Source organism: Pedobacter sp. KBS0701 (genome assembly GCF_005938645.2).
In the GTDB taxonomy this organism is placed as follows: Bacteria; Bacteroidota; Bacteroidia; order Sphingobacteriales; family Sphingobacteriaceae; genus Pedobacter.
Map to the genome: position 1 here is coordinate 4,303,282 of NZ_CP042171.1, position 24,604 is coordinate 4,327,885.

25 protein-coding genes are annotated in these 24,604 nt (G+C 38.1%); 16 read left to right on the top strand and 9 right to left on the bottom strand.

The genetic code is table 11. The features are described 5' to 3' along the window. Together FFJ24_RS17275 and FFJ24_RS17280 are read right to left on the bottom strand one after the other, a co-directional pair. Window positions 1-1,608: a SulP family inorganic anion transporter gene (locus tag FFJ24_RS17275; RefSeq protein ID WP_138818388.1), complete on the bottom strand. Its 1,608-nt coding sequence runs from the start codon at window positions 1,606-1,608 to the stop codon at window positions 1-3. 150 nt (window positions 1,609-1,758) lie between these two features. Continuing rightward, complete coding sequence (locus FFJ24_RS17280) at window positions 1,759-2,103, bottom strand: hypothetical protein (protein WP_138818389.1); 345 nt, start codon at window positions 2,101-2,103, stop codon at window positions 1,759-1,761. 795 nt (window positions 2,104-2,898) lie between these two features. Here FFJ24_RS17280 and FFJ24_RS17285 point away from each other — a divergent pair. The 7 genes from FFJ24_RS17285 (at window position 2,899) to FFJ24_RS17315 (ending at window position 8,841) form a co-directional block, all read left to right on the top strand. After that, complete coding sequence (locus FFJ24_RS17285) at window positions 2,899-4,440, top strand: acyl-CoA carboxylase subunit beta (RefSeq protein ID WP_138818390.1); 1,542 nt, start codon at window positions 2,899-2,901, stop codon at window positions 4,438-4,440. A gap of 132 nt (window positions 4,441-4,572) precedes the next feature. Beyond that, on the top strand, window positions 4,573-5,712 hold the full coding sequence (locus tag FFJ24_RS17290) for an MFS transporter (protein ID WP_138818391.1): 1,140 nt from the start codon (window positions 4,573-4,575) through the stop codon (window positions 5,710-5,712). 14 nt (window positions 5,713-5,726) lie between these two features. Next, on the top strand, window positions 5,727-6,317 hold the full coding sequence (locus FFJ24_RS17295) for a hypothetical protein (RefSeq protein ID WP_138818392.1): 591 nt from the start codon (window positions 5,727-5,729) through the stop codon (window positions 6,315-6,317). Between the two features lie 2 nt (window positions 6,318-6,319). After that, window positions 6,320-6,733 (top strand): GNAT family N-acetyltransferase, encoded by a 414-nt coding sequence (locus FFJ24_RS17300; protein WP_246862642.1) that lies wholly within the window; start codon window positions 6,320-6,322, stop codon window positions 6,731-6,733. 56 nt (window positions 6,734-6,789) lie between these two features. Further along, complete coding sequence (locus tag FFJ24_RS17305; RefSeq protein ID WP_132398600.1) at window positions 6,790-7,905, top strand: M42 family metallopeptidase; 1,116 nt, start codon at window positions 6,790-6,792, stop codon at window positions 7,903-7,905. Beyond that, complete coding sequence (locus FFJ24_RS17310) at window positions 7,905-8,171, top strand: hypothetical protein (RefSeq protein ID WP_138818394.1); 267 nt, start codon at window positions 7,905-7,907, stop codon at window positions 8,169-8,171. The genes FFJ24_RS17305 and FFJ24_RS17310 overlap by 1 nt, the downstream gene beginning before the upstream one ends. Before the next feature lie 271 nt (window positions 8,172-8,442). Further along, the gene (locus FFJ24_RS17315) at window positions 8,443-8,841 is read left to right on the top strand and encodes a PAS domain-containing protein (RefSeq protein ID WP_138818395.1); all 399 of its coding nucleotides are present in this window, start codon (window positions 8,443-8,445) and stop codon (window positions 8,839-8,841) included. 6 nt (window positions 8,842-8,847) lie between these two features. On the opposite strand, the gene xth is transcribed toward FFJ24_RS17315, so the two are convergent. Continuing rightward, complete coding sequence (xth, locus tag FFJ24_RS17320; RefSeq protein ID WP_138818396.1) at window positions 8,848-9,624, bottom strand: exodeoxyribonuclease III; 777 nt, start codon at window positions 9,622-9,624, stop codon at window positions 8,848-8,850. 149 nt (window positions 9,625-9,773) lie between these two features. On the opposite strand from xth, the gene FFJ24_RS17325 reads away from it, so the two are divergent. Both FFJ24_RS17325 and FFJ24_RS17330 read left to right on the top strand, forming a co-directional pair. Next, entirely contained in the window at window positions 9,774-10,232 is a 459-nt protein-coding gene (locus tag FFJ24_RS17325) for a hypothetical protein (RefSeq protein ID WP_138818397.1), read from the top strand. Next, on the top strand, window positions 10,222-10,716 hold the full coding sequence (locus tag FFJ24_RS17330) for a hypothetical protein (RefSeq protein WP_138818398.1): 495 nt from the start codon (window positions 10,222-10,224) through the stop codon (window positions 10,714-10,716). Before FFJ24_RS17325 ends, FFJ24_RS17330 begins: the two co-directional genes overlap by 11 nt. Before the next feature lie 155 nt (window positions 10,717-10,871). Here FFJ24_RS17330 and FFJ24_RS17335 read toward each other — a convergent pair whose 3' ends face one another. The 4 genes from FFJ24_RS17335 to FFJ24_RS17350 form a co-directional block, all read right to left on the bottom strand. Then, window positions 10,872-11,240 carry a PleD family two-component system response regulator gene (locus FFJ24_RS17335; protein WP_138818399.1) on the bottom strand — a complete coding sequence of 123 codons (369 nt, stop codon included), beginning with the start codon at window positions 11,238-11,240 and terminating at the stop codon, window positions 10,872-10,874. 76 nt (window positions 11,241-11,316) lie between these two features. After that, on the bottom strand, window positions 11,317-11,835 hold the full coding sequence (locus FFJ24_RS17340; protein WP_138818400.1) for an RNA polymerase sigma factor: 519 nt from the start codon (window positions 11,833-11,835) through the stop codon (window positions 11,317-11,319). 129 nt (window positions 11,836-11,964) lie between these two features. Further along, window positions 11,965-12,615 (bottom strand): response regulator transcription factor, encoded by a 651-nt coding sequence (locus FFJ24_RS17345; protein WP_138818401.1) that lies wholly within the window; start codon window positions 12,613-12,615, stop codon window positions 11,965-11,967. Window positions 12,616-12,655: 40 nt separating this feature from the next. Then, window positions 12,656-13,732, bottom strand: a complete 1,077-nt coding sequence (locus tag FFJ24_RS17350; protein WP_138818402.1) for an ATP-binding protein — start codon at window positions 13,730-13,732, stop codon at window positions 12,656-12,658. Between the two features lie 536 nt (window positions 13,733-14,268). Between FFJ24_RS17350 and FFJ24_RS17355 the strand changes: the two genes are divergently transcribed. From FFJ24_RS17355 to FFJ24_RS17380, 6 genes are all read left to right on the top strand, one after another. Further along, the gene (locus FFJ24_RS17355) at window positions 14,269-14,685 is read left to right on the top strand and encodes a DUF1801 domain-containing protein (protein WP_138818403.1); all 417 of its coding nucleotides are present in this window, start codon (window positions 14,269-14,271) and stop codon (window positions 14,683-14,685) included. 387 nt (window positions 14,686-15,072) lie between these two features. Next, window positions 15,073-15,969, top strand: a complete 897-nt coding sequence (locus tag FFJ24_RS17360) for a DnaJ C-terminal domain-containing protein (protein ID WP_138818404.1) — start codon at window positions 15,073-15,075, stop codon at window positions 15,967-15,969. A 5-nt stretch (window positions 15,970-15,974) separates the two neighbouring features. Then, window positions 15,975-16,280 carry a chaperone modulator CbpM gene (locus FFJ24_RS17365; RefSeq protein WP_138818405.1) on the top strand — a complete coding sequence of 102 codons (306 nt, stop codon included), beginning with the start codon at window positions 15,975-15,977 and terminating at the stop codon, window positions 16,278-16,280. 94 nt (window positions 16,281-16,374) lie between these two features. Continuing rightward, complete coding sequence (locus tag FFJ24_RS17370) at window positions 16,375-17,949, top strand: helicase HerA-like domain-containing protein (RefSeq protein WP_138818406.1); 1,575 nt, start codon at window positions 16,375-16,377, stop codon at window positions 17,947-17,949. A gap of 115 nt (window positions 17,950-18,064) precedes the next feature. Beyond that, the gene (locus tag FFJ24_RS17375; protein WP_138818407.1) at window positions 18,065-18,964 is read left to right on the top strand and encodes a sugar phosphate nucleotidyltransferase; all 900 of its coding nucleotides are present in this window, start codon (window positions 18,065-18,067) and stop codon (window positions 18,962-18,964) included. After that, entirely contained in the window at window positions 18,955-20,031 is a 1,077-nt protein-coding gene (locus tag FFJ24_RS17380) for a phosphotransferase enzyme family protein (RefSeq protein WP_138818408.1), read from the top strand. Before FFJ24_RS17375 ends, FFJ24_RS17380 begins: the two co-directional genes overlap by 10 nt. A 190-nt stretch (window positions 20,032-20,221) precedes the next feature. Here the strand turns inward: FFJ24_RS17380 and dnaK are convergent, their stop codons facing one another. Further along, complete coding sequence (dnaK, locus tag FFJ24_RS17385) at window positions 20,222-22,132, bottom strand: molecular chaperone DnaK (protein WP_138818409.1); 1,911 nt, start codon at window positions 22,130-22,132, stop codon at window positions 20,222-20,224. 482 nt (window positions 22,133-22,614) lie between these two features. Here dnaK and FFJ24_RS17390 point away from each other — a divergent pair, with 482 nt between their 5' ends. After that, complete coding sequence (locus FFJ24_RS17390) at window positions 22,615-22,974, top strand: DUF1304 domain-containing protein (RefSeq protein ID WP_138818410.1); 360 nt, start codon at window positions 22,615-22,617, stop codon at window positions 22,972-22,974. Window positions 22,975-23,228: 254 nt separating this feature from the next. Here FFJ24_RS17390 and FFJ24_RS17395 read toward each other — a convergent pair whose 3' ends face one another. After that, window positions 23,229-24,416: an SAM-dependent methyltransferase gene (locus FFJ24_RS17395; protein WP_138818411.1), complete on the bottom strand. Its 1,188-nt coding sequence runs from the start codon at window positions 24,414-24,416 to the stop codon at window positions 23,229-23,231. Between the last annotated feature and the right edge of the window lie 188 nt (window positions 24,417-24,604).

Sequence of the window (24,604 nt, forward strand, 5' to 3'; positions counted from 1 at the left end):
CTATAATTTATTAATATCTTCTTCTACTTTAATATTTAATTTTGGTACTGTATAATGTTTTTGGATGTTCTCCAAGGTAACGACAATGCCTTTTGTATAAGCATTATGTTTATAATTGTAAATGGTTTCCAATACATCAGGATCAATATACCTGGCATTCGAACCATCAATAATTACATTTGTTTCTTTAGGGATATTCGTTAAAACGACCTGTATCGCTGCTTTATTTAAAAAAGAAACCTCTTCTGCTAGTTTAATCCTGATATTCTTTTTGTCGCCTTCGTTCGTAATTCTGTAAAAAAAGGGGTTGCGCATATTGGTACGTAATAAATAAAAAACTGAGACCAACATACCCACAGCCACACCTTTTAACAGATCGGTAAATAATACAGCTAATACTGTAATCACAAATGGTACAAACTGATCCCAACCTTTGTGGTACATGTGTTTAAATAAACTGATCCGCGTTAACTTGTATCCCGTTACCAAAAGAATTGCGGCTAAACACGATAATGGAATCATGTTAATCAACCCTGGAATAAACAACAGCGACAATAACAACCAAATACCATGAAAAATAGCAGACATCTTGGTTCTGCCACCTGCCCCTACATTTGCCGAGCTCCGCACAATTACTGATGTCATAGGCAAACCACCCACCATACCGCTGGTAATATTCCCTATGCCCTGTGCAATCAACTCTTTGTTTGTTGGTGTTATACGTTTAATCGGATCGATTTTATCCACAGCCTCGATACTGAGTAAAGTTTCTAAACTCGCCACAACAGCAATGGTTATAGCCACTATATACACATTTTTATTGGCCAGCTGTGAAAAATCAGGGGTCGTAAATAGTCCTAAAAATTCGCCGAAACCATTTACCACCGGGATTTTCACCATTTGATCAGCACGTAAAGGATGATCTGTCCCGGCAAAAAGTATAGTTCCAAGAACTCCTAAAGTTACCACCAATAATGGAGCAGGTACAACCGCCAATTTTGGAAACTTAGGCCACAAAATCAATATAGCTATTGATAATAGACTGATAACTACTGCAGCCAAACTAAAATGGCTCATTGCCGCGCTAATCGCAGAAAAAGTGTTTTCGTGATCTTGTTGAAAGAAACCTTCATCGCCGGTAAAATCAGTATCTACACCCAGTGCATGTGGTAATTGTTTTAAGATTAAAATCAGTCCGATGGCAGCAAGCATTCCCTCAATTACACTCGAAGGAAAGTAATTACCAATGGTTCCGGCTTTAACCAGGCCTAAAATCATCTGAAATACCCCTGCCAATACTACAGCAAGTAAAAACGTAGGATAACTTCCTAATGAAGTTATTGCACCTAAAACAATAACCGTTAAACCTGCTGCAGGGCCACTAACACTTAATTGCGATCCGCTAAACGAGGCAACCACAATCCCCCCTATAATTCCGGTAATTAAACCGGCAAATAAAGGTGCGCCAGAAGCTAAGGCAATACCCAAACATAACGGTAAGGCCACTAAAAACACAACTATACTTGAAGGTAAATCTTTCTTTAAATTCTTTTTAAGAAAATATTTTTTCACATCCGAACCTGAAAAGGCCGGGTTAAACTTTTGCATAACGATATAATTATCTAGTAAATTTTAACGAATAAAATCGTAGGGGATAAAAAACAAGCTACAAAAAGAATTTACGTACTACATAAATTTAAACATAGCAATAACACTCAATACCATTGAGCAGGCAATTTATACCCCAAATAATAAAAACTAGATAAAGTTAGGCGGAGGTGTTGGTACCGTAGGGTGATATGGGTCTACATATCTTTTAAAATGTTCTATAAAACTGCTCTTCAAAAAGAAATGGCTTGAAGAGAACTCGTAAGAAAAGATAGGATGATTAAGTTCGATAAGTTTGAAATCAGTAAACTTTGCAGTGTCTTTGGCGGCATCCTTTCCGCCTTCATGCTCTAACTCAATTTGCATGATTACAGCATTCATAATTTCCTTATCAATACTCGTAAAAAATACCGGTGCACCGGATATACCCATCTTCGCCGTGAAGATGACCATAAAAGTGGCAACGATTAAATACTTGTATTTCCTTAAAAACATTTAAATTCTAATGCTGTTTTAATCCTTATGATTACAAATGTAAACGGATTATTGGTTTTTCAATACTATAAGCTGTAAAAAAAATGTAATTTAAGTAAAATGCAGGCATCATTCAGACGATGCAGGGGTTCGGTATACTTTTTGAAAACAGTAGGTTCCACTATTTCGGTCAGTTCAGTCCTGCCATCCGCTAAATCTTTTTGGGCAACATCTATTACAACATTAAAATTAACCGAAGCCAACAAGGATACCGCTGCTGTCAGGTTTATAAACAAGGAGAGTGGTTCTTTGGGTTAATAAATTCCCACCGACCTTTCATTACAAATAATAAATTCCTACCGCGTGGATAAATCTTTTTCAAGAATAGTTTCGGCATTTTGCCAACCAACTTCAATAAAGCAAGATTTTACCGAAGGACGATGTCAATTCCAAGTGGCAGAAGAATCATAAAAACAGTTGCAGAACAATACAAATGGCACCACCAAACCTGAAACGCAGTGGTTTTGTGAAAATACCCTTCAAACTTTCACTTAGCAGAAACGCGCAAAACAAAGTGTCGCTGTTTTTTTGATGAGCGTGGGGTGGTGGAGAGCCACATTACTGGATTGACAAAGCATTTTTGCATACTTTTGATGCTCAAAAAGTTTGATGCCCCGCGGCATAGAGCGGAAAGAAATCTTTATTGATTTATTTTCACATTATTAAAATCTATACTTTGGCACCCAGATAAATAACAACCTGCCCCATTGCATTACCGCTGGTAATTTTTAATTTTAAAATCTCATAGCTTCAGCAATGGATAAAAAAATAGCATTACTTAAAGATAAAATCAACCAGGCCAATCTTGGCGGCGGACAGACCCGTATCGACAGCCAGCATAAAAAAGGTAAACTCACCGCCCGCGAGCGTATTCATTTTTTAATGGATGAAGGCAGTTTCGAAGAAATTGGCATGATGGTTACGCACCGGAGCACCGACTTTGGTATGGAACGCGAAAAATACCTGGGCGATGGTGTGGTAACAGGTTATGGAACAATTAATGGCAGGTTAACCTATGTATTCTCTCAGGATTTTACCGTGTTTGGCGGTTCACTTTCTGAAACCCATGCCGAAAAAATCTGCAAACTAATGGATATGGCCATGAAAAACGGAGCTCCGTTAATTGGCTTAAATGATAGCGGCGGTGCGCGTATCCAGGAAGGTGTTGTTTCTTTGGGCGGCTATGCCGATATCTTTTATAAAAATGTACAAGCTTCGGGGGTAATTCCACAATTATCAGCCATCATGGGCCCATGCGCAGGCGGAGCTGTTTATTCGCCAGCCATTACCGATTTTATTTTGATGGTAGAAAATACATCCTATATGTTTGTTACCGGCCCCAATGTGGTTAAAACAGTAACACATGAAGAGGTAACTTCAGAAGAATTAGGTGGTGCCGGCACACATGCTACAAAATCAGGCGTTACCCATTTTGCCTGTGCCAATGAAATTGAGGCTATTCAACACGTGAAAAAACTATTGAGCTACATGCCACAAAATTGCGAGGAGATAGCCGATCATTTACCTTATGAAGCAGCTGATGAAAACCGACCTGAACTAAACACTTTTATGCCGGAAAATGCTTCACAGCCTTACGATATACGTGAAGTGATTGCTGCCGTGGCCGATACCGACAGCTTTTTAGAAGTACATGCCGCTTACGCAGAAAATATCGTGGTGGGTTTTGCCCGACTCGCAGGGAGAAGTATTGGTATCGTGGCCAATCAGCCCGCTTATTTGGCGGGTGTTTTAGATAGCAATTCTTCAACCAAAGCCGCACGTTTTGTCCGCTTTTGCGATTGCTTTAATATTCCGTTGTTGGTATTTGAAGATGTTCCGGGTTTTTTACCGGGTACAGACCAGGAGTGGAATGGTATTATCACCAATGGGGCAAAATTATTATACGCTTTTAGTGAAGCTACTGTACCACGCATTAGTGTAATTACCAGAAAAGCGTATGGGGGTGCTTATGATGTAATGAACAGCAAACATATTGGTGCAGATATGAACTACGCCTGGCCAAGTGCAGAAATTGCTGTAATGGGTGCAAAAGGCGCAGCAGAAATCATTTTTAAACGAGAAATTACTTCAGCAGAAAACCCGGAAGAAAAATGGCTCGAGAAAGAGAAATTGTATTCAGATATCTTTGCCAACCCTTATCGCGCTGCTGAACGTGGTTTTGTTGATGAAGTGATTGAACCAGCCCAAACCCGTACAAAGTTGATAAAAGCCTTTAAGATGTTAGAAAATAAGGTGGTGAATAATCCAAGGAAGAAACATGGAAATATACCTTTGTAGAAAATAGTCCATAGTCATTAGTCCATAGTCAGGTAGTAATCAACTTGCCTGTTAAGACTCATGACTGTGGACTTCCGACTCAAGACTCACATGCAGATTACTCAAAAACTATCCCGGACAGACATCTTGCTCATGGCTTTCTGCACAGGCCTGATTGTTGCAAATATTTATTACTGCCAACCTCTGGTAATTTTGATTGCTAAAGATTTTAATCTTACCGAACCCGATGCAGGAAAAATTACTTACCTCACACAGATCGGTTACGCTTTAGGCCTTTTCCTTTTAGTACCACTTGGTGATATGTTCGAGCGTAAAAAACAGATCCTCATCATTACCGGCCTGGCTATTTTTGCCTTGCTGGTGGCCGCGCTTTCACATACCTTTTTCATATTGGAAGTGGCTTCTATCCTGATCGGAACCTGTTCTATTGTACCACAATTAATTTTGCCGCTGGCAGCCAATTTAAGTACCGATGAAAACCGCGGAGCTAACATTGGCGTGATTATGAGTGGTTTACTGGTTGGAATTTTAGCCTCACGCGCCGTAAGTGGCAGTATTGGCTTTTGGCTAGGCTGGAGAGCCGTTTATTATATCGCTGCAGGAATTTGCGGCATGCTTATTCTTTTAATGGCCAAACGTTTTCCACAAAGTTATCCTGCTTTTAAAGGCTCCTATAAAGAACTCATGCGTTCGATGTTCAGTTACATTAAAACCCAACCCGCCTTAAGGGAGACTTCGATAATTAACTTCCTGGCATTCGCCATTATTAGTGCATTCTGGACAACCATGGTATTATTTCTAGCTAACCCACCTTTTAATTTCCAGACTTTACAGATTGGGTTATTTGGAATAGCCGGGGCGGCAGGCGCATTGGCTGCGCCATTAGTTGGAAAATTAAGCGATGGTAATAATCCGCGTAAAAATTTAATGATTGGTTTTATATTACAAATCGTTAGCATCGCCTTGTTTTATTTTACCGGCAGCCATTTATATCTGTTTGTAATTGGTATTATATTGATCGATATCGGTCAGCAAGCCATACATGTAACCAATCAGACCCGAATTTATACCTTAATACCAGAAGCCAGAAACCGACTGAATACCATTTTTATGTCGGTTAGTTTTATTGGTGCCAGCTGTGGATCAGCGCTAGGTTTGTGGCTTTGGGACCAGGGCGGATGGAACTTATTCTGCTATGGAATGACGGCTATAATTCTCCTTAATATTTTAACTTATCAGTTTTACGGAAGGAAAAAATCACAACTTAAATAACCCTTATAAATTTTATGAAATCTAAAAACGCAATCACACTTTCAGTATTATTAATCTTTCTGGTCATTTTCGGTAAAGCAAAAGCGCAGGACAGTACAAAAGTAGAACAGCCAACCGAAGTAAAGTCATTAAATAAAATCAGGTTGACCATATTGGGACTTGGTTACGAAAGAGAGCAAAAAGTGGGTAAAACAACTTCAGTTTATTTTGGTGCAGGGGCCCAAGGCGTTTTTATTTATCAAACGGAGATCTCAATTGATAACAATTATAATTTCAGTTTTAAAACAGACACAGATTTTAAAGTTTATCCTGCCCTTAATGCCGGATTTAGGCATTATTACAATTTTAACAGAAGGATTAAAAAAGGTAAAAGAACCTTAAATAACAGTGCTGGTTATTTAGGTCTTGATGTATTAGCCATTATCCCCACACAGAGCGATACCGTATATGGTTACCAGATCAATATTATGCCACAGTGGGGATTTCAAACCACTGTTGGCAGAAAAGTTAACTTCGAGTTGGCTTTAGGTCCTCTTGCTGCAATTAACAAAACCGATACCTATTACGGAATTGGCGGAAAAATCGGCTTTAGCTTTTTATTATAAATATGGTTCAAATTGAGCAAATATTCCCTTCTTTAACCTGGCGGATCAGGCATGAGGCTATGTATCCGGAATTACCTTTCGATCATGTAAAGTTACCCGATGATTTTGATGGCATCCATTTTGGATTATACCTTGATCATAAGTTAACAGGTGTAGTCTCTCTATTTCATGATGAAGATATTTATCAGTTCCGTAAACTGGCCATTCTGCCGGGTACTCAAAATGCAGGTTACGGCTCACAGCTAATGGCTTATATTCTTGATTTTTGTAAAATTCAAAAAGCGACAAAACTATGGTGTAATGCCCGTATAAATGCTAAGGAATTTTATTTTAAATTTGGCTTCCACGAAACAGATAAAACCTTTTTTAAAGATGGTTATGATTTTGTGGTAATGGAAAAAGAATTATCAAGTTAAATTTAAAATGAGTATGATGTCTCAAATCTGAATACTCAAATCTCATATCTATTAAAATGGCTAAAAAAAAAGACGACGAAAAGAAAAAACATGTTGCTGTGGTTACTAAAAAATCGCTGCAATTTCTTGAAGAATACATCAATAACCCTGCTCCTACCGGTTATGAATGGGAAGGACAAAAACTTTGGTTAAATTATTTAAAACCATATATCGATGAACATTTTATCGATAATTACGGCACCGCTGTAGGTGTTATTAACCCTAAAGCTGATTTTAAAGTAGTTATAGAAGCCCACGCCGATGAAATTTCATGGTATGTAAATTACATCACCAATGATGGTTTAATTTACGTGATCCGTAATGGCGGATCTGACCATCAGATTGCGCCTTCGAAACGCGTAAACATCCATACTGAGAATGGCTTGGTTAAAGCAGTATTCGGCTGGCCAGCTATCCATACACGCCATGGCGAGAAAGAACAGGCTCCGGAGTTAAAAAACATCTTTTTAGATTGCGGTTGCACATCAAAAGAAGAAGTGGAAAAATTAGGCATCCACGTAGGCTGCGTAATTACCTATGAAGATGAGTTTATGGTTTTGAACGACCGCTACTATGTGGGTCGTGCTTTAGATAACCGTGTGGGTGGCTTTATGATTGCCGAAGTTGCGCGTTTACTAAAAGAGAACAAGAAAAAACTTCCTTTCGGATTATACATTGTAAACTCTGTGCAAGAAGAAATTGGCTTACGCGGTGCCGAGATGATTGCCCAGCGCATTAAACCAAATGTGGCCATCATTACAGACGTAACGCACGATACCACTACCCCAATGATCAACAAAAATGTTCAGGGCGATTTATCTGCAGGTAAAGGTCCGGTGGTCTCTTATGCCCCTGCTGTACAAACCAATCTGAACAAATTATTGATTAAAACTGCTGAGAAAAACAATATTCCTTTCCAGCGCCAGGCTTCATCACGTTCTACCGGAACCGATACCGATGCTTTTGCCTACTCTAATGGTGGCGTACCATCTGCATTAATTTCGCTGCCACTACGCTACATGCATACAACTGTAGAAATGGTACACAAAGAAGATGTTGACAATGTGATCAGCCTAATTTATGAAAGCTTATTGAACATCACCAACGGTCAGGATTTCAGGGAATTTAAATAATGGAAAAAGTAAATCATCAAAAAATTATCATCAGTACTTTGCTGAAGTTTTTGCTGATGGTTTTTATCATTTTTACGATAAATTCCTGGCCCAGTATCAATCAAAGTTTTAGTGGCAATACCCCGCCTTTTGATTATTGGCTTGATCATAGTTTTAAGTTTAGCAACATCATCCTCATTTTGGGGTTCACGGCTTATTTTTATTATAAAGATTTAACGGATCAAAAACAACTGATTGAAAGGTCAAAAGACATCAATCAGCATTAAGTTTAATATTTAATAATACGGAAGAGGCTGTATCACAAAAAAATCTCTGAGGTTGTCCACGTTGAGCCCAATTTCATCAAGCTCAAGGATGACATTCTATTTTTTGATGATACAGCCTCTCTTTTTTCCTCTATACCTCCAATCATTTTAGCTTAAGCTAATTTTGTTCAGCATTGAGGTAACCTCCTGATTTTTAAGTTTATTTTTATTAAAATTCGAAATATCTTTACATTGTTTATGTAATTTACCCAAATAGTTTATCCTTTTATTTATGAACAAAAAAAATATTGACCTATCCATTATTTGCGATGGTCATTGGGATGTGGTATTCGACCACCTTGGCCTTGGTTTTTGGGAGCTGAGTATAGCAACAGGCATACTTCGTTCAACCCGGTCGTTTAAACAGAACTTTGGTTATCCGCCAGATGGTGTTTTAAGCTATGAAACCGTTCTGGGCTTAATCTTACCGGAAGATCTTGATCATGTTCAGGATGAAATAGAGCTTACCGTTACCAAAGAAAAAAACAGTTATGATGTTGTGTACCGTATTCGCCGCCCGGATGGGAAAATCCGATGGATTAAAGCCAATGGAATACTATCACAAGAGGACGGCGAAACGTTAAAATTAATTGGAACAACTTTAGATGTTACCGATTTAAAACAATTTTAATCTGAGTTACAAATCATTTAGTTCAATCCAAACAGGTCCGTGGTCGCTTGTTTTTTCCCACCCCCTAACATTCCTATCCACACCTGCTGATTTTAAGCGATCGCTCACCTGCGGACTTATTAAAAAATGATCAATTCTTAGTCCGGCATTTCTGCCATAGGCATTACGGAAGTAATCCCAAAAAGTATAGATGATTTCAGTAGGATATAATTTCCTGATAGCATCTGTCCAGCCCTGGGCAATTAAATTTTTAAATGCCAGACGTGTTTCCGGACGAAATAAAGCATCCTCGACCCATCTTTCAGGTTTATAGGCATCCAGTTCAGTTGGAATCACATTATAATCGCCTGCCAAAACCACAGGAATATTTTGCGCCAATAACGTAGCAGTATGTGCGGCAAAACGTTCAAACCATTGCAGTTTATAATCGAACTTAGGGCCAGGTGCCGGATTGCCATTTGGCAGGTATAAACAGCCAATTACTATACCGTTTACCATTGCCTCTATATACCTGCTCTGCAGATCTTCAGGATCTCCATCCAAACCACGCTTCAATTCTGTTATTTCTAAATTTCTGGCAAGTATAGCTACTCCATTCCAACTTTTCTGTCCATGCCAGATCGCATTATAACCTGCATCTTTAATCGCCTGTTCAGGGAATTTTTCATGGGGGGCCTTTAATTCCTGAAGGCATACTACATCTGGCTGGGTTTCTTCCAGCCAACGTAACAGCACAGGTAAGCGGCCATTTACACCGTTTACATTATAAGTAGCTATTTTCATTTTATAAATCTCAGCATTAAAAGCCAAAAACAGAAGACTGTTATATTTTTTGATTCTAAATATTAGGCCACTTTTGGTCAGATAATTCAGATAATTTAAAATTTGGTCTTATCTTGCATCTCATTTAGCATAAAACTTTCAAACAGCCTATGTTCAAAGCAGTTTCAAACAATCCTTCTGCAGAGCCAAAAGACATCCGTTGGTTTTATGATCAGTATGCGCCCATGCTGCTTGGTTATATTAACGGCATCGTCCAAAATCATCAAAAATCAGAAGAGCATCTGGTTGCTATTCTTACTTCATTTGTTAAGGACGTTGTTATTTTACAAGAAAAAAGCAGGTTAAATATCTGGCTGGAATTGCGTCAATATGCACAAAGTAAATTAACTTTGTTTACGGCAAAAGATCATCAGTTAAAACCGGCGCCACCATTAAACAAGGGAAGGCTGGATTTGTTAGATAATTTACAGAAACAGATATTCTGTGCAATATATTACCATGGAAAATCAATTTCATACCTGGCAGCAGCAATTGGCTGTGATGAAAGCGAAATCCGCAATCAGTTAAAATTATCAATCGATAAAATGAGGAGGAAAAGTGGAAATTAATAAAATTATTGAAAGCGGTTTAATGGAGACCTATGTAATGGGGATTGCCACCGAAGAAGAGGTACAGCAAGTTTTATCGCTGAAAAAAGAATCCCCTGCATTCAAGCAAGCTTTGGAACAGCTCGAATATGATATGGAAGTATTAGCACAAAGCATGAGTATCGAGCCGCCTGCAGGCACTTTGTCTAAAATTGAGCATGAGATTAATGAAATCCAACGCCGTAACCAAGCTGTCCAAACCACTTTTGAGCCCAAATACAGGCATGAAAAATCTGAACAGGAAAGCAGTCAGAAAAAGTATATACAGGTAGAATCAGAATCTAACCAGATGCGCGTAAATAAAGCCTGGAAATGGATATTTATTGCAGTATTTGTATTAGGAAAAATATTTTTAGCGGGTGCCATTTATTTTTACCTGGAGAACAGACAGGCAAAAGAACAGATCAAAGAATTAAAAATAGAACTAAAACAAAAAATCAGGTAAAAATTATGCAAAATGTAACAGATAAACCTGTTTTTTTAAAACCAATACTAAACTGAAATGTTTAGTTGTTAAGATTCATTCATGTTTGAGCGCATGTTTGAGTTTAGATATGGGATAGGCTTTTAGTCTATCCCTTTTTTATGTTCAAATAAGCTTTAAGGTCTATCCAGCAATGCCTTCACCTTCTGCTGGAGATTCACAATATCAAAAGGTTTTTCAATGGTATCATTTGGCGAACAATTTAGATCATCCATATTCAAAACTGAAAGCAATATAACCGGCAAGTATGCTGTTTTAGGATTATGCTTTAATTTATTACAAATATCCCGACCATCATACTTACCAATAAGTATGTCCAATAAAATAATATCTGGTAAAAAATCAGCGATTGTTTCTTCTAAATTACCAGGATTCAAAATACCTTTTATATGATAATGTTCTTCCTCGAAAATTAATTTTATAATATCGTGAATGTTCTCGTCATCATCAACTATAAGAATTTTCTTAACTAACACGTTGCTCATGTGCAACAAATCTAGTTTAAGTAGCTTAGTTCATATCACGTATTTATACCCGAATTTATCGAATAAATCAAAGATATCAGGCCGCCAAACCAGATTTATAATTTTTAAGCATTTTCTTCAGCAGACCTCTGGCCACGTGTATTTTGGTTTTTACGGTACCCAGTGGGATGTCAAGCTCTGCAGCAATTTCATGGTATTTATAACCTTCAAAGTAACGGCAAAAGCAAAAACGACAATCTTCAGGCAAGGCATTTAGCGATTTCTGGATATCCTCCATCATAAACTTTGCGGTGCCGGCATTCGAAGATGCACTTGGAACCAGTTGAACAGAAGTTAAATCCTCTTCCTGCTGGATCATTTCATTTTTACGCTTTACCTTATAATAATGATTTAAAAAGGTATTTTTCAGGATGGTAAAAAGCCAGGCCCGCACATTACTTCCCATTTCAAATTTAGCCGAAAACCTAAATGCTTTCATAAAGGTGTCTTGAACTAAATCAGCAGCATCATCTTCATCATGCGTATAGGCTAATGCGCGATCGAAAAGTGGTTGCCGGTATTGGTATATGTCACAATTGAAATTTAATGTCTCCATGATTGATTCGTTTTAGCTCTGATGTAAATATTCAACAAACAGTACCATACAATGTTATTTGTAGAAATACCCGATTTTTTACGGTTTATTTAAAACACTAAAAAAAATGCGCTAAAACGATAAAAAACACTAGGCTACATAACCATTTCGCATGGCAAAACGAATTAAAGAAGCGGAGTTTTTCGCCCCCGTTTTACTGATTAAGGCTTCCCTTTGGCTCTCTACCGTCCGCCTGCTTAAGTACAATTTATCAGCTATTTCCTGATTCGTCAGCCCATCGGCGATAAGTTTTAACACGTTAATTTCGCGTTCAGAAAAGTTGATTCCAGTATTCATTTTTTGCGAAAGGATATTTAACTGGGTATTAAAACGCTCTAAAATGGAGATGCATAAATTAGAAGAAAGATAGCGTTTTCCTTTCATTACATGCTTTAGGCAAAACAGCAGTTCGTCTTCTTCGATATCTTTTGACAGGTAAGCAAAAGCCCCTGATGTAAAGGCATTTGAGGCATATTTTTCATCATCTAAAATGGATAAAACAACAACCTTTGTGGTGTATCCGCGCTCTTTAATCGTATTGGCTAAAGCTATTCCATCTAGCCTTGGCATTACAATATCTGATAAAATAATATCAGCTTTTATTCCTTTTTCGAGAAGCTCCAAAACTGCTAAACCGTCTGACACTTCTGCAACAACATTGATGCCTTCGTGTTTTTCTATAAGTGCTTTAAGTGAGGTCCGGATGATATGGTGATCGTCCGCAAGAATAATGTTAATCATAATCCAAATATAACTTACGGTATTTTAAAATTAAAAACAGCTACTTTGGCAGCTCGATATAGAAGGTAGTTCCGACACCGGTTTTACTCTTAAACCAGATTTTCCCCTGATGTAAATCAACAATTGCTTTGATAATGCCCATGCCGAAACCGCCAGATTCTTCACCCTTTAAACCGGGTCTTAACGTTTCTGGTAAGTGATCAAAAAGTCCGGGCTGTAATTCCTCTGGGATTCCGATTCCATTGTCTGTTACTGTAATCAGCACCGTGTTTTCCAACTCTTCGGCATGTAAGGCAATGTAGCCATTATCATCAGTAAACTTTAGTGCGTTGGAAATTAAATTATTGATCACCTGAAGAAATTTCATACTATCTAAATAGAGGTAAATCTGCTCTGCAGAACTGGTAAACTTGATATTTTTAACTTTACCCAATTTAGACCGTTTGTAAAAACGAACCACATCTCTAAGCTCCCATACCAGGTCGGCCCTTTCTTTACCGATTTCTATAACCGATGACTTTAGAAACTCCCGGTTAATCATGCTTCGTACCAGCAGCAAATTACGTTCGCACATGTCTTTTATAAAGGAAAGCGAATTCATCATCTGCTCGTCACCCATTTGTGCAATACTATCTTCCATTGATGAAGCGGTTAATTTCATCATGCCCAGCGGTTCTTTTAAATCGTGTGCCAATACTTCCAGTGTGATATTTTTACGGGCATTGATCTGTTCGATATGGATTTTGTTATGCCGAGCCACCGTAGTATCTTCTACAGTACCGATTAAATGTTTATCTTTTCTATCCTGAACGGCAAAAACAATAATGCGCACATATTTCTCCCTACCAGTAAATAACAAACGGAATTCGTATTTTTTTTCTTTCCCATCCTCCATACACTCTTCATAACAGGATATTGCGTGTGCTAAATCTTCGGGGTGTACATGATTTAAAAGTATTTGCGGATGATCAAAAATCTGATCTGTTTCCAATTCCAAAATTCCGGCAAAGGACTTGTTGAGGTATAAAAATTTCTGCTGTTGGGGTTCAAAAATAAAATATCCGTCAGCAGACAAATCGCCTAGTGCACAAAAAAGCTCATTATTTAATTCCACCATGATTTTATATTTGATAATTTTCGATATGAAGGACTACCCAAACCCTATAGAACAACCAAATCACAAACATCAAATATTCAAAAAAGTTTTTTCTTTAAAAATTTAGTGGAAATACGCTGGGATTTACCCTTTTTAATCTCATTTGCCAAATTTTATGGAGATACTAACATTTTCCACACGATGTGTAAAATTATTTTGCGGAACAAAACCAACTATTGCCTAAATTGTTATGCATATAAGGAAAGATAAAAAAGTCCTGTGAGCGGGAGATCCGCGGAGGGCAGGCACACCATAAAGAAGCTACAATTCTTCTTACCAATAGCCATCGCACAGGTGGCTATTTTGTTTTACGTCAAGCTAATTAAAAGCATTTACGTGTTGAGCTGGTTTCTTCACATCCATTAAAATCACGGCAAATAAATTGATTCCATAGTAAATCACTATGTGGCACACGATAAGTAAGGAATGGAAGCATTATTAAATACTATCATCACGAAACTGAAATTATTTGGGTAAACTTCTATAAAATTCATGATATGGCACAGAATAAAACGACAGAAAACGATTTCAGCGTTCCAGATTTTTTAAATACCATTGCAGACGAAAATAAAAGAGCTGATTGTTTTAACCTTTTGGATATTATTGTTGAAACCACAGGCTTTAAAGCGAAAATGTGGGGAACGGCCATTGTTGGTTTTGGCAGTTACCATTACAAATACGAAAGCGGCAGAGCAGGCGACGCACCTCTTTTTGGATTTTCCCCTCGAAAAGATGCCATAGCCTTATATTTATCATCTGAGTTCAAAAACCGCGAAGAATTGCTGGCTAAATTCGGAAAACACAAAACTGCCAAGGCTTGTGTGTACGTTAAAAAAATGAGTGATATCAATGTGGAGGTATTAAAAGAAATGGTTACTAATTCTGTTGCGAGAATCAGGAGTATGTATCCGTAAGTCCGAAAAGTAAGGAGATCGGAGTCAGAGGCTTATAGTTCCAAAATGTAAAAAGGCTGTATCATAAATTGTAATTCATTTCGCATTTGTCACGTTGAACCTAGCTTGTACTGAGCCCGACGAAGTATCTAAACGCCTTGTAAGACATTTAATTGGTCCTTCGACAAGCTCAAGATGACAATCTATATTTATGAAACAGCTTCCAATATCTCTATTCTTTCTGTAGCAAAAAACGTAAAATTTTATACATGGCTTTCTGCCTGGTTTTTTGCAATAAATTACATCAAGCGGTTGGTCAGTCTTAGAGTCCTATCCACATTTCCATCCTAAAACCTTACATTTATACAATAAAAATGAACATTCCCTTTATTAATTTGTTAAGCCATTATGGACTACATAGACTATTATAAAATCCTCGATTTAAAGAAAGATGCAACCACTGAGGATATTAAAAAAGCTTATAGAAAATTAGCCCGAAAACATCATCCAGATCTCAATCCCAACAATGAAGAAGCCAATAAAAAATTTCAGCAAATTAACGAGGCTAACGAAGTTCTAAGCGATCCCGAAAAGAGAAAGAAATACGATAAATACGGCAAAGACTGGCAGCATGCCGATCAGTTAGATGCCCAGCAACAGCAGCAAAGGCAATACCAGTCGCAAGGTCAGGGTTATGGTGGTAATAGCTATTCTGGTGGTTTTGGCGGCGAAGATTTTTCTGATTTCTTTTCTTCCATGTTTGGCGGAGGCGGTGGTAGAAGCAGCAGAAACTCACCTTTTAAAGGCCAGGATTACAATGCCGATTTACAGTTAAACCTACTCGATGCCTATACCACGCACAAACAAACCCTAACGGTTAATGGCAGGCAGGTACGCATTACTATTCCGGCAGGTGTAGAAAACGGACAAAAGATCAAACTTCCAGGCTATGGTGCGCCGGGAGTTAATAATGGCCCTCCAGGCGATCTATTTATAAAATTCAGTATTACCGATGATCCTAAATTCAAACGGAAAGGGAACGATATTTATATCCGGGAGGAAATAGACCTCTATACCGCCATTTTAGGGGGCGAAAAAATTGTGGAAACCTTGAATGGCAAAGTTAAACTTAAAGTGCCGGAGGGAACACAGCCCGATGCCACTTTAAGATTAAAAGGCAAAGGCTTTCCGGTTTACAAAAAAGATAATCAATTTGGCGATCTGTATATTAAATGGCAGGTTAAAATACCCACCCATTTAAATGCTGAACAAAAAGAACTATTCGAAAAACTTTCCAAATTCTAACCATTATGGAAACCTATCTAATTCCTGTAGAAGAAATTTGCGCCTATCACCACGTAGAGATCAATTTTATCCATTCTCTCGAAGATTTTGGCCTCATCCGTACCACCATTAAAAAGCAATCTGTCTTTTTGCCAGTTGATGAATTATCAAAGCTGGAGCAGTACCTGCGTTTGGCAAACGATCTGCAGATTAATTTGGAAGGCATCCATGCTGTTTCTCATCTGCTCAATCAATTGCAAAATATGCAACAGGAAATAACAATACTTCAGAACGAACTAAATTATTATAAGCAACTTAATCAGCAATATTAAACAACCGTTTGTGCAGTATTTCAGATTAAAAGTGCTAACAAAAACATAACCTTTTTAAGATATGTTTCTTAAATTGGCCATCTAATTTTAAAAAATGAGCGATCTTTCTTCAAAATTCATCGAAAAAATAAAGGCATCCTATGCTCCTTCGGGTTCGTATATTTATTTAGGCGCCGGAATTTTAGACGGACAGGTTTACAGTGAAGCTGAAGTTAATTTATCATTAAAAATGATGAATAGACATGGTTTAATTGCCGGGGCAACCGGAACTGGTAAAACGCGCACATTACAATTGTTAGCAGAACAACTGTCGGATGCCGGAGTTCCCGTTTTTATGCTGGATGTTAAAGGCGATTTATCAGGATTGAACCAGCCCGGATCAGTTAACCCTAAAATTGAGGAAAGGGCGAACCAACTCAATAAAGCATTCTCGCCAACCGGTTTCCCTGTTGAGATTTATTCCCTCTCGGGCAAAACAGGTTCGCAGATGCGCGCAACAGTCCTTGAGTTTGGCCCTACACTTTTATCAAAAATCTTAGATTTAAACGATACACAGGCAGGTGTGATGGCGGTTATTTTTAAATATGCCGACGATAATAAAATGCCGGTTATTGATTTAAATGATTTAAAGAAACTGGTTTCTTATCTCTCGGAAGGTGCTGGTGCTGCCGAAATTAAAAGCAGTTATGGCAGTATTTCAACAGCTACATCGGGTACCATGCTTAGGAAAATCGTTGCCATTGAACAGCAGGGATTAGGCGGTATGTTTGGTGAAAAATCATTTGATATTGAAGATCTTTTCGAGCGGGTTGATGGCAAAGGCACCATCAGCCTACTAAACATTGCCGATGTTCAGAACCAGCCTGTATTATATTCAACATTTTTACTCAGCCTGTTGGCTGAGTTATTTAATACTATGCCAGAGGTTGGCGATTTAGATAAGCCAAAACTTGTATTCTTTTTTGATGAAGCACATTTACTGTTCAAAAACTCATCTCAAGCATTTTTAGAACAGATAGAAACCATTATCAGGTTAATCCGCTCGAAAGGAATTGGTGTTTTCTTTTGTACTCAGGCCCCTGGCGATGTTCCTGAAAGTGTTTTGGGCCAGTTGGGTAACCGTGTGCAGCATGCGTTAAGAGCATTTACACCTAACGATGTAGATGCATTAAAAAAGACGGTGAATACTTATCCAAAATCAGACTTTTACGAGATTGATAAAATATTGACCTCATTGGGAACCGGACAGGCTTTGGTTACTGTTTTAAATGAAAAAGGTATTCCAACTGAAGTTTCTGCAACCATGCTTACTCCGCCAAGGGCCGTTATGGGACCGTTAACTGCTGCAGATTTTGATCAGGTGGTTCACGCCAGTCCGATGTATACCAAATATAAAGACGCAATTGACCCGGAAAGTGCCTACGAAATTTTAACCAGACGCATTAACGACCAGACTGCTGCTGTAGAACAACAAAAAGAAGAAGCCGAAGCCCAAAAAAAGGCCGAGCAGGAAAGCAAACCTAAACCTGGCGAAAAAAGCCTGGTTGAACAGGTAATGGGCGCAACAATAACCCGCCAAATTGGTAAAGAAATTGTTCGCGGTATTTTTGGCATGCTTACCGGCAAGAAAACACGGTCAAAAACCGGTGGCGGACTTTTTGGATTCTAAACAAATTATTTAACCTTTAAAACGCTCAAATTATTAATTTCGCCATACGAACCAGAGAGGATTATTCCATTAATCATCAAAAAGTTCGGCACTAACAAAAATTAACCAGTAATAAATGAAACCCACCCTATTAATATTGGCAGCCGGTATGGCAAGCCGTTATGGAAGTATGAAACAGATTGATGGTTTTGGCCCAAATGGCGAAACGATTATCGATTATTCAATATATGATGCAATAAGAGCCGGTTTCGGTAAAGTTGTATTTATCATTAAAGAAGAGTTTGTAGATAACTTTAAAGTGATTTTTGAACCTAAACTTGCAGGAAGGATAGAAACAGACTATGTTTTCCAAAATTTCGATTTAAAACAGTTCGGAATAGAAGAAGAAATTTATAGAGAAAAACCTTGGGGTACTGCACACGCAATCCTATCGGGCAGAAACGTAGTTAAAGAACCGTTCTGTGTAATTAATGCTGATGATTATTATGGTTTCGATGCCTTTAAAAAAATGGTTGATTTCCTGACTACAGAAGTGACGGATAGCAATTATTCTATTATTGGTTACGAAATTGGTAAAACCTTATCAGAGTTCGGTGCAGTTTCGCGTGGTGTTTGTAAAGTAGATGCATCAGGTAACTTAGAAGAAATTGTAGAACGTACTAAAGTTTATCCTAAAGATGGCAGTATTTTTTACGAAGAAAATGGCGAAGAATTTCCTTTAGCTTATGAAACACCCGTTTCAATGAATTTCTGGGGTTTTACACCGGCTGTTTTTAAAATTACCGAAGAAATGTTCAGGGAATTTGCAGAAGCAAATAAAGATAAACCTAAAGCAGAATTCTTTATCCCGTTAATTGGCGAAAATCTGGTAAAAAACAATATTGCAACCTTTAAAGTGGTGCCAACACCTAATAAATGGTTCGGTGTAACTTACAAAGAAGACAAACCTTATGTTCAGGATAGTATTGACCAATTGGTTAAGAACGGAACATATCCGGAAAAACTATGGAATTAAATTTAGATTCCGAAGTTTTAGAAGCCTACGGATATACTAAAGAAAATACAAAAATCACGCAAATAGGTATGGGTTTAATTAACCGTACCTATTTGCTTTCTCTATCAACTGAAGGAAATAAATACATCCTTCAAAACATCAACACCTCGGTATTTAAATCACCCCAGGCCATTGCCAATAACCTTAAGGCAATTGGAGATTATCTCAACTTTAATTATCCTGAATATCTTTTTATAAAACCTGTTTCTACTACAAGGGGTGAAGAAATGGCGCACATCCGTCATGAATATTGGCGGATGTTGCCCTTTGTGCCCAATACCATCTCTTTGGATGTTTTGGCCGATCCTAAGCAGGCTTACGAGGCTGCAAGGCAATTTGGTAAACTGAGCAGGTTGTTGGATAAATTTGATGCCAGAATACTCCGGCCAACTATACCGGGTTTCCATGATTTAGGCTTAAGGTATGAGCAGTTTATGTTTGCCTTAAATCAGGCTGATGAAACATTAAAACAGGCTGCCAAAGCACAACTTTCAAATGCTTTAACACATAAGTATATTTTAGATTATTATAACTCATACGTCCATAGAGATGATTTTCCTGACCGTGTGATGCATCACGACACCAAAATCAGCAATGTGTTGCTGGATAGCAAAACAAACGAAGGGGTTTGCGTAATCGATCTGGATACCATTATGCCCGGAAAGTTTATCTCCGATCTGGGTGATATGATGCGTACCTATCTTTGTGCTTTTTCTGAAAATGAAACCGACCTGGATAAAATCAAAATACGTTTGCCTTATTTCGAAGCGATGATAAAAGGCTATTTATCGGAAATGAAAAGCATTTTAACTGAAACGGAAAAAGAGCTTATTTTATTCTCAGGTAAGTACATGACCTACATGCAGGCCCTGCGCTTTTTAACCGACTTTCTAAGTGGGAACAAGTACTATCCGACGACTTATCCTAACCAAAACTTAGACCGTGTCAAAAACCAGTTTAAACTGCTTTATGAATTATCGGTGAATGAAAAAGAATTGCAGGGTGTTATTGAAGAAAATTTAGTTTAAATCTGTTTAATAAACCTCGCAGGTTTTAAAAACCTGCGAGGTTTAACGTAAAAGATTACTTCGTCGGCTGGAAAAGCCTTCTCGCAATGACGATCTATTTAATAAAAAAAGCGCTCCTGAACTTAATCAGAAACGCTTTCTATATTCAAATCTTCGGACTTTACTGACCTCAGACTTTCCGACTATAAGACTATTTCTTATCGTCTTCTTTTACTTCTTCAAAATCAACATCAGTAACGTTATCTCCACCACCCTGAGGCTGACCATCAGCTTGTGGTTGTTCACCACCTTGAGGCTGACCGCCGTCTTTGTACATTTCCTCAGATGCTGCGTTCCATGCATTTTGCAATTCAGCTTGTGCTGCATCGATATCTGCAAAGTTACGTGATGAGTGAGCTGCTTTTAATTTCTCTAAACCAGCTTCAATTGGTGCTTTTTTATCAGCAGATAATTTATCACCAAACTCTTTTAATTGCTTCTCAGTTGAAAAAATTAAAGCATCAGCTCCGTTGATTTTATCAGCTTCTTCTTTTTGCTTAGCATCATCTGCTGCATTAGCTTCGGCTTCTTCTTTCATTTTTTTGATCTCAGCATCAGTTAAACCTGAAGATGCTTCGATACGGATTTTTTGCTCTTTACCAGTAGCTTTGTCCTTAGCACTTACGTGTAAAATACCGTTAGCATCAATATCGAATGATACTTCAACCTGAGGCACACCACGAGGTGCTGGTGGAATACCATCCAGAATAAAGCGGCCAATTGTACGGTTCTGGCCAGCCATTGGGCGCTCACCTTGTAAAATATGGATTTCTACTGAAGGCTGGTTATCAGCTGCAGTTGAGAAAGTTTCAGATTTTTTAGTTGGGATAGTCGTGTTAGACTCGATTAATTTAGTCATTACACCACCCATAGTTTCGATACCTAATGATAGAGGCGTAACGTCTAATAACAGTACATCTTTCACATCACCAGTTAACACACCACCTTGAATAGCAGCACCAATCGCCACAACCTCATCAGGGTTAACACCTTTACTTGGCTCTTTACCGAAGAAAGCTTTAACCGCTTCCTGAATAGCAGGGATACGGGTTGAACCACCTACCAGGATAATTTCGTCGATATCGCTTGTGCTTAAACCAGCATTTTTCAAAGCAGATTTACAAGGATCAATAGTACGTTTGATTAAGCTATCAGCCAATTGCTCAAATTTAGCACGAGATAATGTACGCACCAGGTGTTTAGGGCCGCTGGCATCAGCAGTAATGTATGGTAAGTTAATTTCAGTAGAAGTTGTGCTTGATAACTCAATTTTAGCTTTCTCAGCAGCTTCTTTTAAACGTTGTAACGCCATTGGATCTTTCGAAAGGTCCATGCTGTTTTCTGATTTAAACTCATCAGTTAACCAATCAATAATGATGTGGTCAAAGTCATCACCACCTAAGTGTGTATCACCATCTGTAGATTTTACTTCGAAAACGCCATCACCCAATTCTAAAACAGAAACGTCGTGCGTACCACCACCACAGTCAAACACAACAATTTTCATGTCTTTGTGTGCTTTATCTAAACCATAAGCTAAAGCAGCTGCAGTTGGCTCGTTAATGATACGTTTTACCGTTAAACCAGCAATTTCACCCGCTTCTTTGGTAGCCTGACGTTGTGCATCGTTAAAGTAAGCCGGTACAGTAATAACCGCTTCAGTAACTTCCTGACCCAGGAAATCTTCAGCAGTTTTTTTCATTTTCTGCAAAATCATTGCAGAAATCTCTTGTGGAGTATATTTTCTGTCGTCGATTTCAACACGTGGTGTGTTGTTATCACCTTTTACTACTTTATAAGGTACACGGCCAGCTTCTTTCGCACTTTCGTCGTAGCTGCTGCCCATAAAGCGCTTAATCGAATATATCGTTTTTGTTGGGTTGGTTATAGCCTGACGTTTAGCAGGCTCGCCAACTTTACGCTCACCGTTTTCTGCAAAAGCAACAATAGACGGTGTAGTACGTTTACCCTCACTGTTTGCGATAACTACAGGCTCATTGCCCTCCATTACGCTCACGCAAGAGTTTGTTGTTCCTAAGTCTATTCCAATAATTTTTCCCATTGTATTTTTAATTTCTCTTTTTAAAGTATTATAATTTCTACTGCTATTAAACAATGCTTGTGCCAATTGGTTTTTGGCAGAAAATATGGGTAAAAGACTGTTAAAATGTAAAAAAAGAAGCTATAGTTTACTGACAGCATGACAGAAAATGATGAAAGATACAGGATGGAAGATGGAAGTAAGGGAGGGTAAGACTAAAGACCAAAGGTGAAAGCAGAAAGACTAAAGCTTAAAGAGAAGTTCTTTAAGGTGATTTGAAAATGAGCGTTCTAATCTCGTCGGGAGCACCTGCCCCGCTAACCGCTTTACTTCGTTTCACTCGTGTTCGCTATTATCGGGTTTATTGAACAGCGTTTTTTGCGCTTCGGTGATAAAAACACAAGCAGGAATATTAAGTAGATCATCTAAATGCCTCAAAGTTTTATATCTTTAAATTACAATCAATCGTTTCAATCACTTAAATCTGTATAATCCATTATAAAATGCAAATAGCAGCACAAATCGTAACCGGCTTAGTCGCCTTGATCCACATCTACATCCTTTGGTTGGAAATGTTCGCCTGGACCACCAGAGCGCCAAAAGTTTTTAAAACCATCCCGAAAGATTTATTTGTGCCAACAAAAACCTTGGCTGCCAATCAGGGCTTGTACAATGGCTTTTTAGCCGCAGGTTTAATCTGGTCGTTATGTATCAGCGATCCTCATTGGCGCCTATATGTAGCCATATTCTTTTTAACCTGCGTAATCATTGCAGGTATTTATGGCGCTGCAACAGCCAGTAAAAAAATCCTTTATGTGCAATCTATCCCGGCATTAATCGCATTGATTTTATTACATCTGTAAGTTCCATTCTATTGGTTGGTGTCACACCGACCAAAATAGTGAATTATTCGATATGTCATTAATTGTATATGCAAAAGCTACACGCTCTCCTCATCTTATTTACGCTCTTTGGGTTTAAACCTGCTCCGAATAAAATAAGTTCAGATAGAATTAGCGAAGCCTTAGTCTTCTGCCAGAAAAACAACATGAACACTTCCGTCGCCATCACAGCTTTGCGTTTCTTTGCGAAAAACTTAGCGTTCTTTGCGGTTAAATTATAACTCCAGCAACCGTTCCAAATGATGATAACCAATTCCGAAATACGCCTTGCTGGCTTTAATTTTCATCAAAACTTCTGCTTTCCGCTCTGCGCTTAGCGCTTTGCCCTTCAGCCCCACTACAAGCACATTTTTTGGTGTGTGTGCATCAGAGATAAATTCGAAAACCTTTGTTTTATAACCGAAATACTCTAAAATCAAAGCCCTGATCCCATCTGTAACCATTTCGGCCTGACGTTCTAAAAAGATCCCATATTTGGTTAAAAAAGAAACATCATTTTTCACTTTGCTTTTCTCTATTTCCCTGCGGATCTGTTTATGACAACATGGTGCAACCACAATCAGTTCGGCATCCGCTTTAATCCCTTTATAAATGGCATCATCGGTTGCTGTATCGCAGGCATGTAATGCAATTAAAAGGTTTACATCCTCAGCTTGGTAATCTTCAATAGTTCCCTGTACAAAATTCAATCTATCGAAAGCAGATTTAACAGCAACCTGATTACACAAGTCAACCATATCCTGACGGTACTCTACTCCTATCACCTCGCTTTCCAACTTTAAAACCGAATGCAGGTAATCGTACATTGCAAAAGTTAGATAACCTTTACCCGAGCCCATATCAGCCACTTTTTTAATCGTCCCTTCTGGCAGTTCTTTTATTAAAGAACTTAAAATTTCAATGTAATGGTTAATCTGCCTGAATTTATCCTGCGCATTTTTAAAAACCCTACCATCTGTGTCGGTAATCTTTAATTCCGTTAAGTATGATTTCGAATCAGGTTTGATCAACCTGGTTTTTTCTTTGTCATGATAGACTGATGGCGCTACTACACTTGAGGCTTTACCTTTCCTCAATACAATTTTTCCATTGTTCAGTTCTTCCAATATCAGGTCATTTTCTGTGGTAAACAGCGTAGCTATTTTAAATCCATTCTCCAGATAACCCCCAATTAAATCGATTGCTTCATTTATAGCATAGTTTTTTAACACGTCGCGTGTTTTATAACGATAGGTAAAAGCCAGTTTATCTTCGCGTTTGATCACCACCTTACGGATCAGCAATTGCTTTAAGGCTTCCTCTGCTCCTTTGTAGTTCCCCAAAGAAATTTTCGCAAAAGTTTCAGCATTTAAACTTTCTCTTAAAGCTGTAATAAATTGGTTGATATATTCTGTCACTGACATTAATTTAAAATACAAAGATAATCAAGTTTATCTGGAGCGGCATATACTTATAATAATGTAACAATAGAGCGACCATAAAAAATGATGGAAGAGGTAAAATGTAATATGTACAGCCATTTTCAACCAGAAAAATCGTTGGTATTGATTTAAATGAATGACATAATACGATTTAGAAATACAAAAGGGCA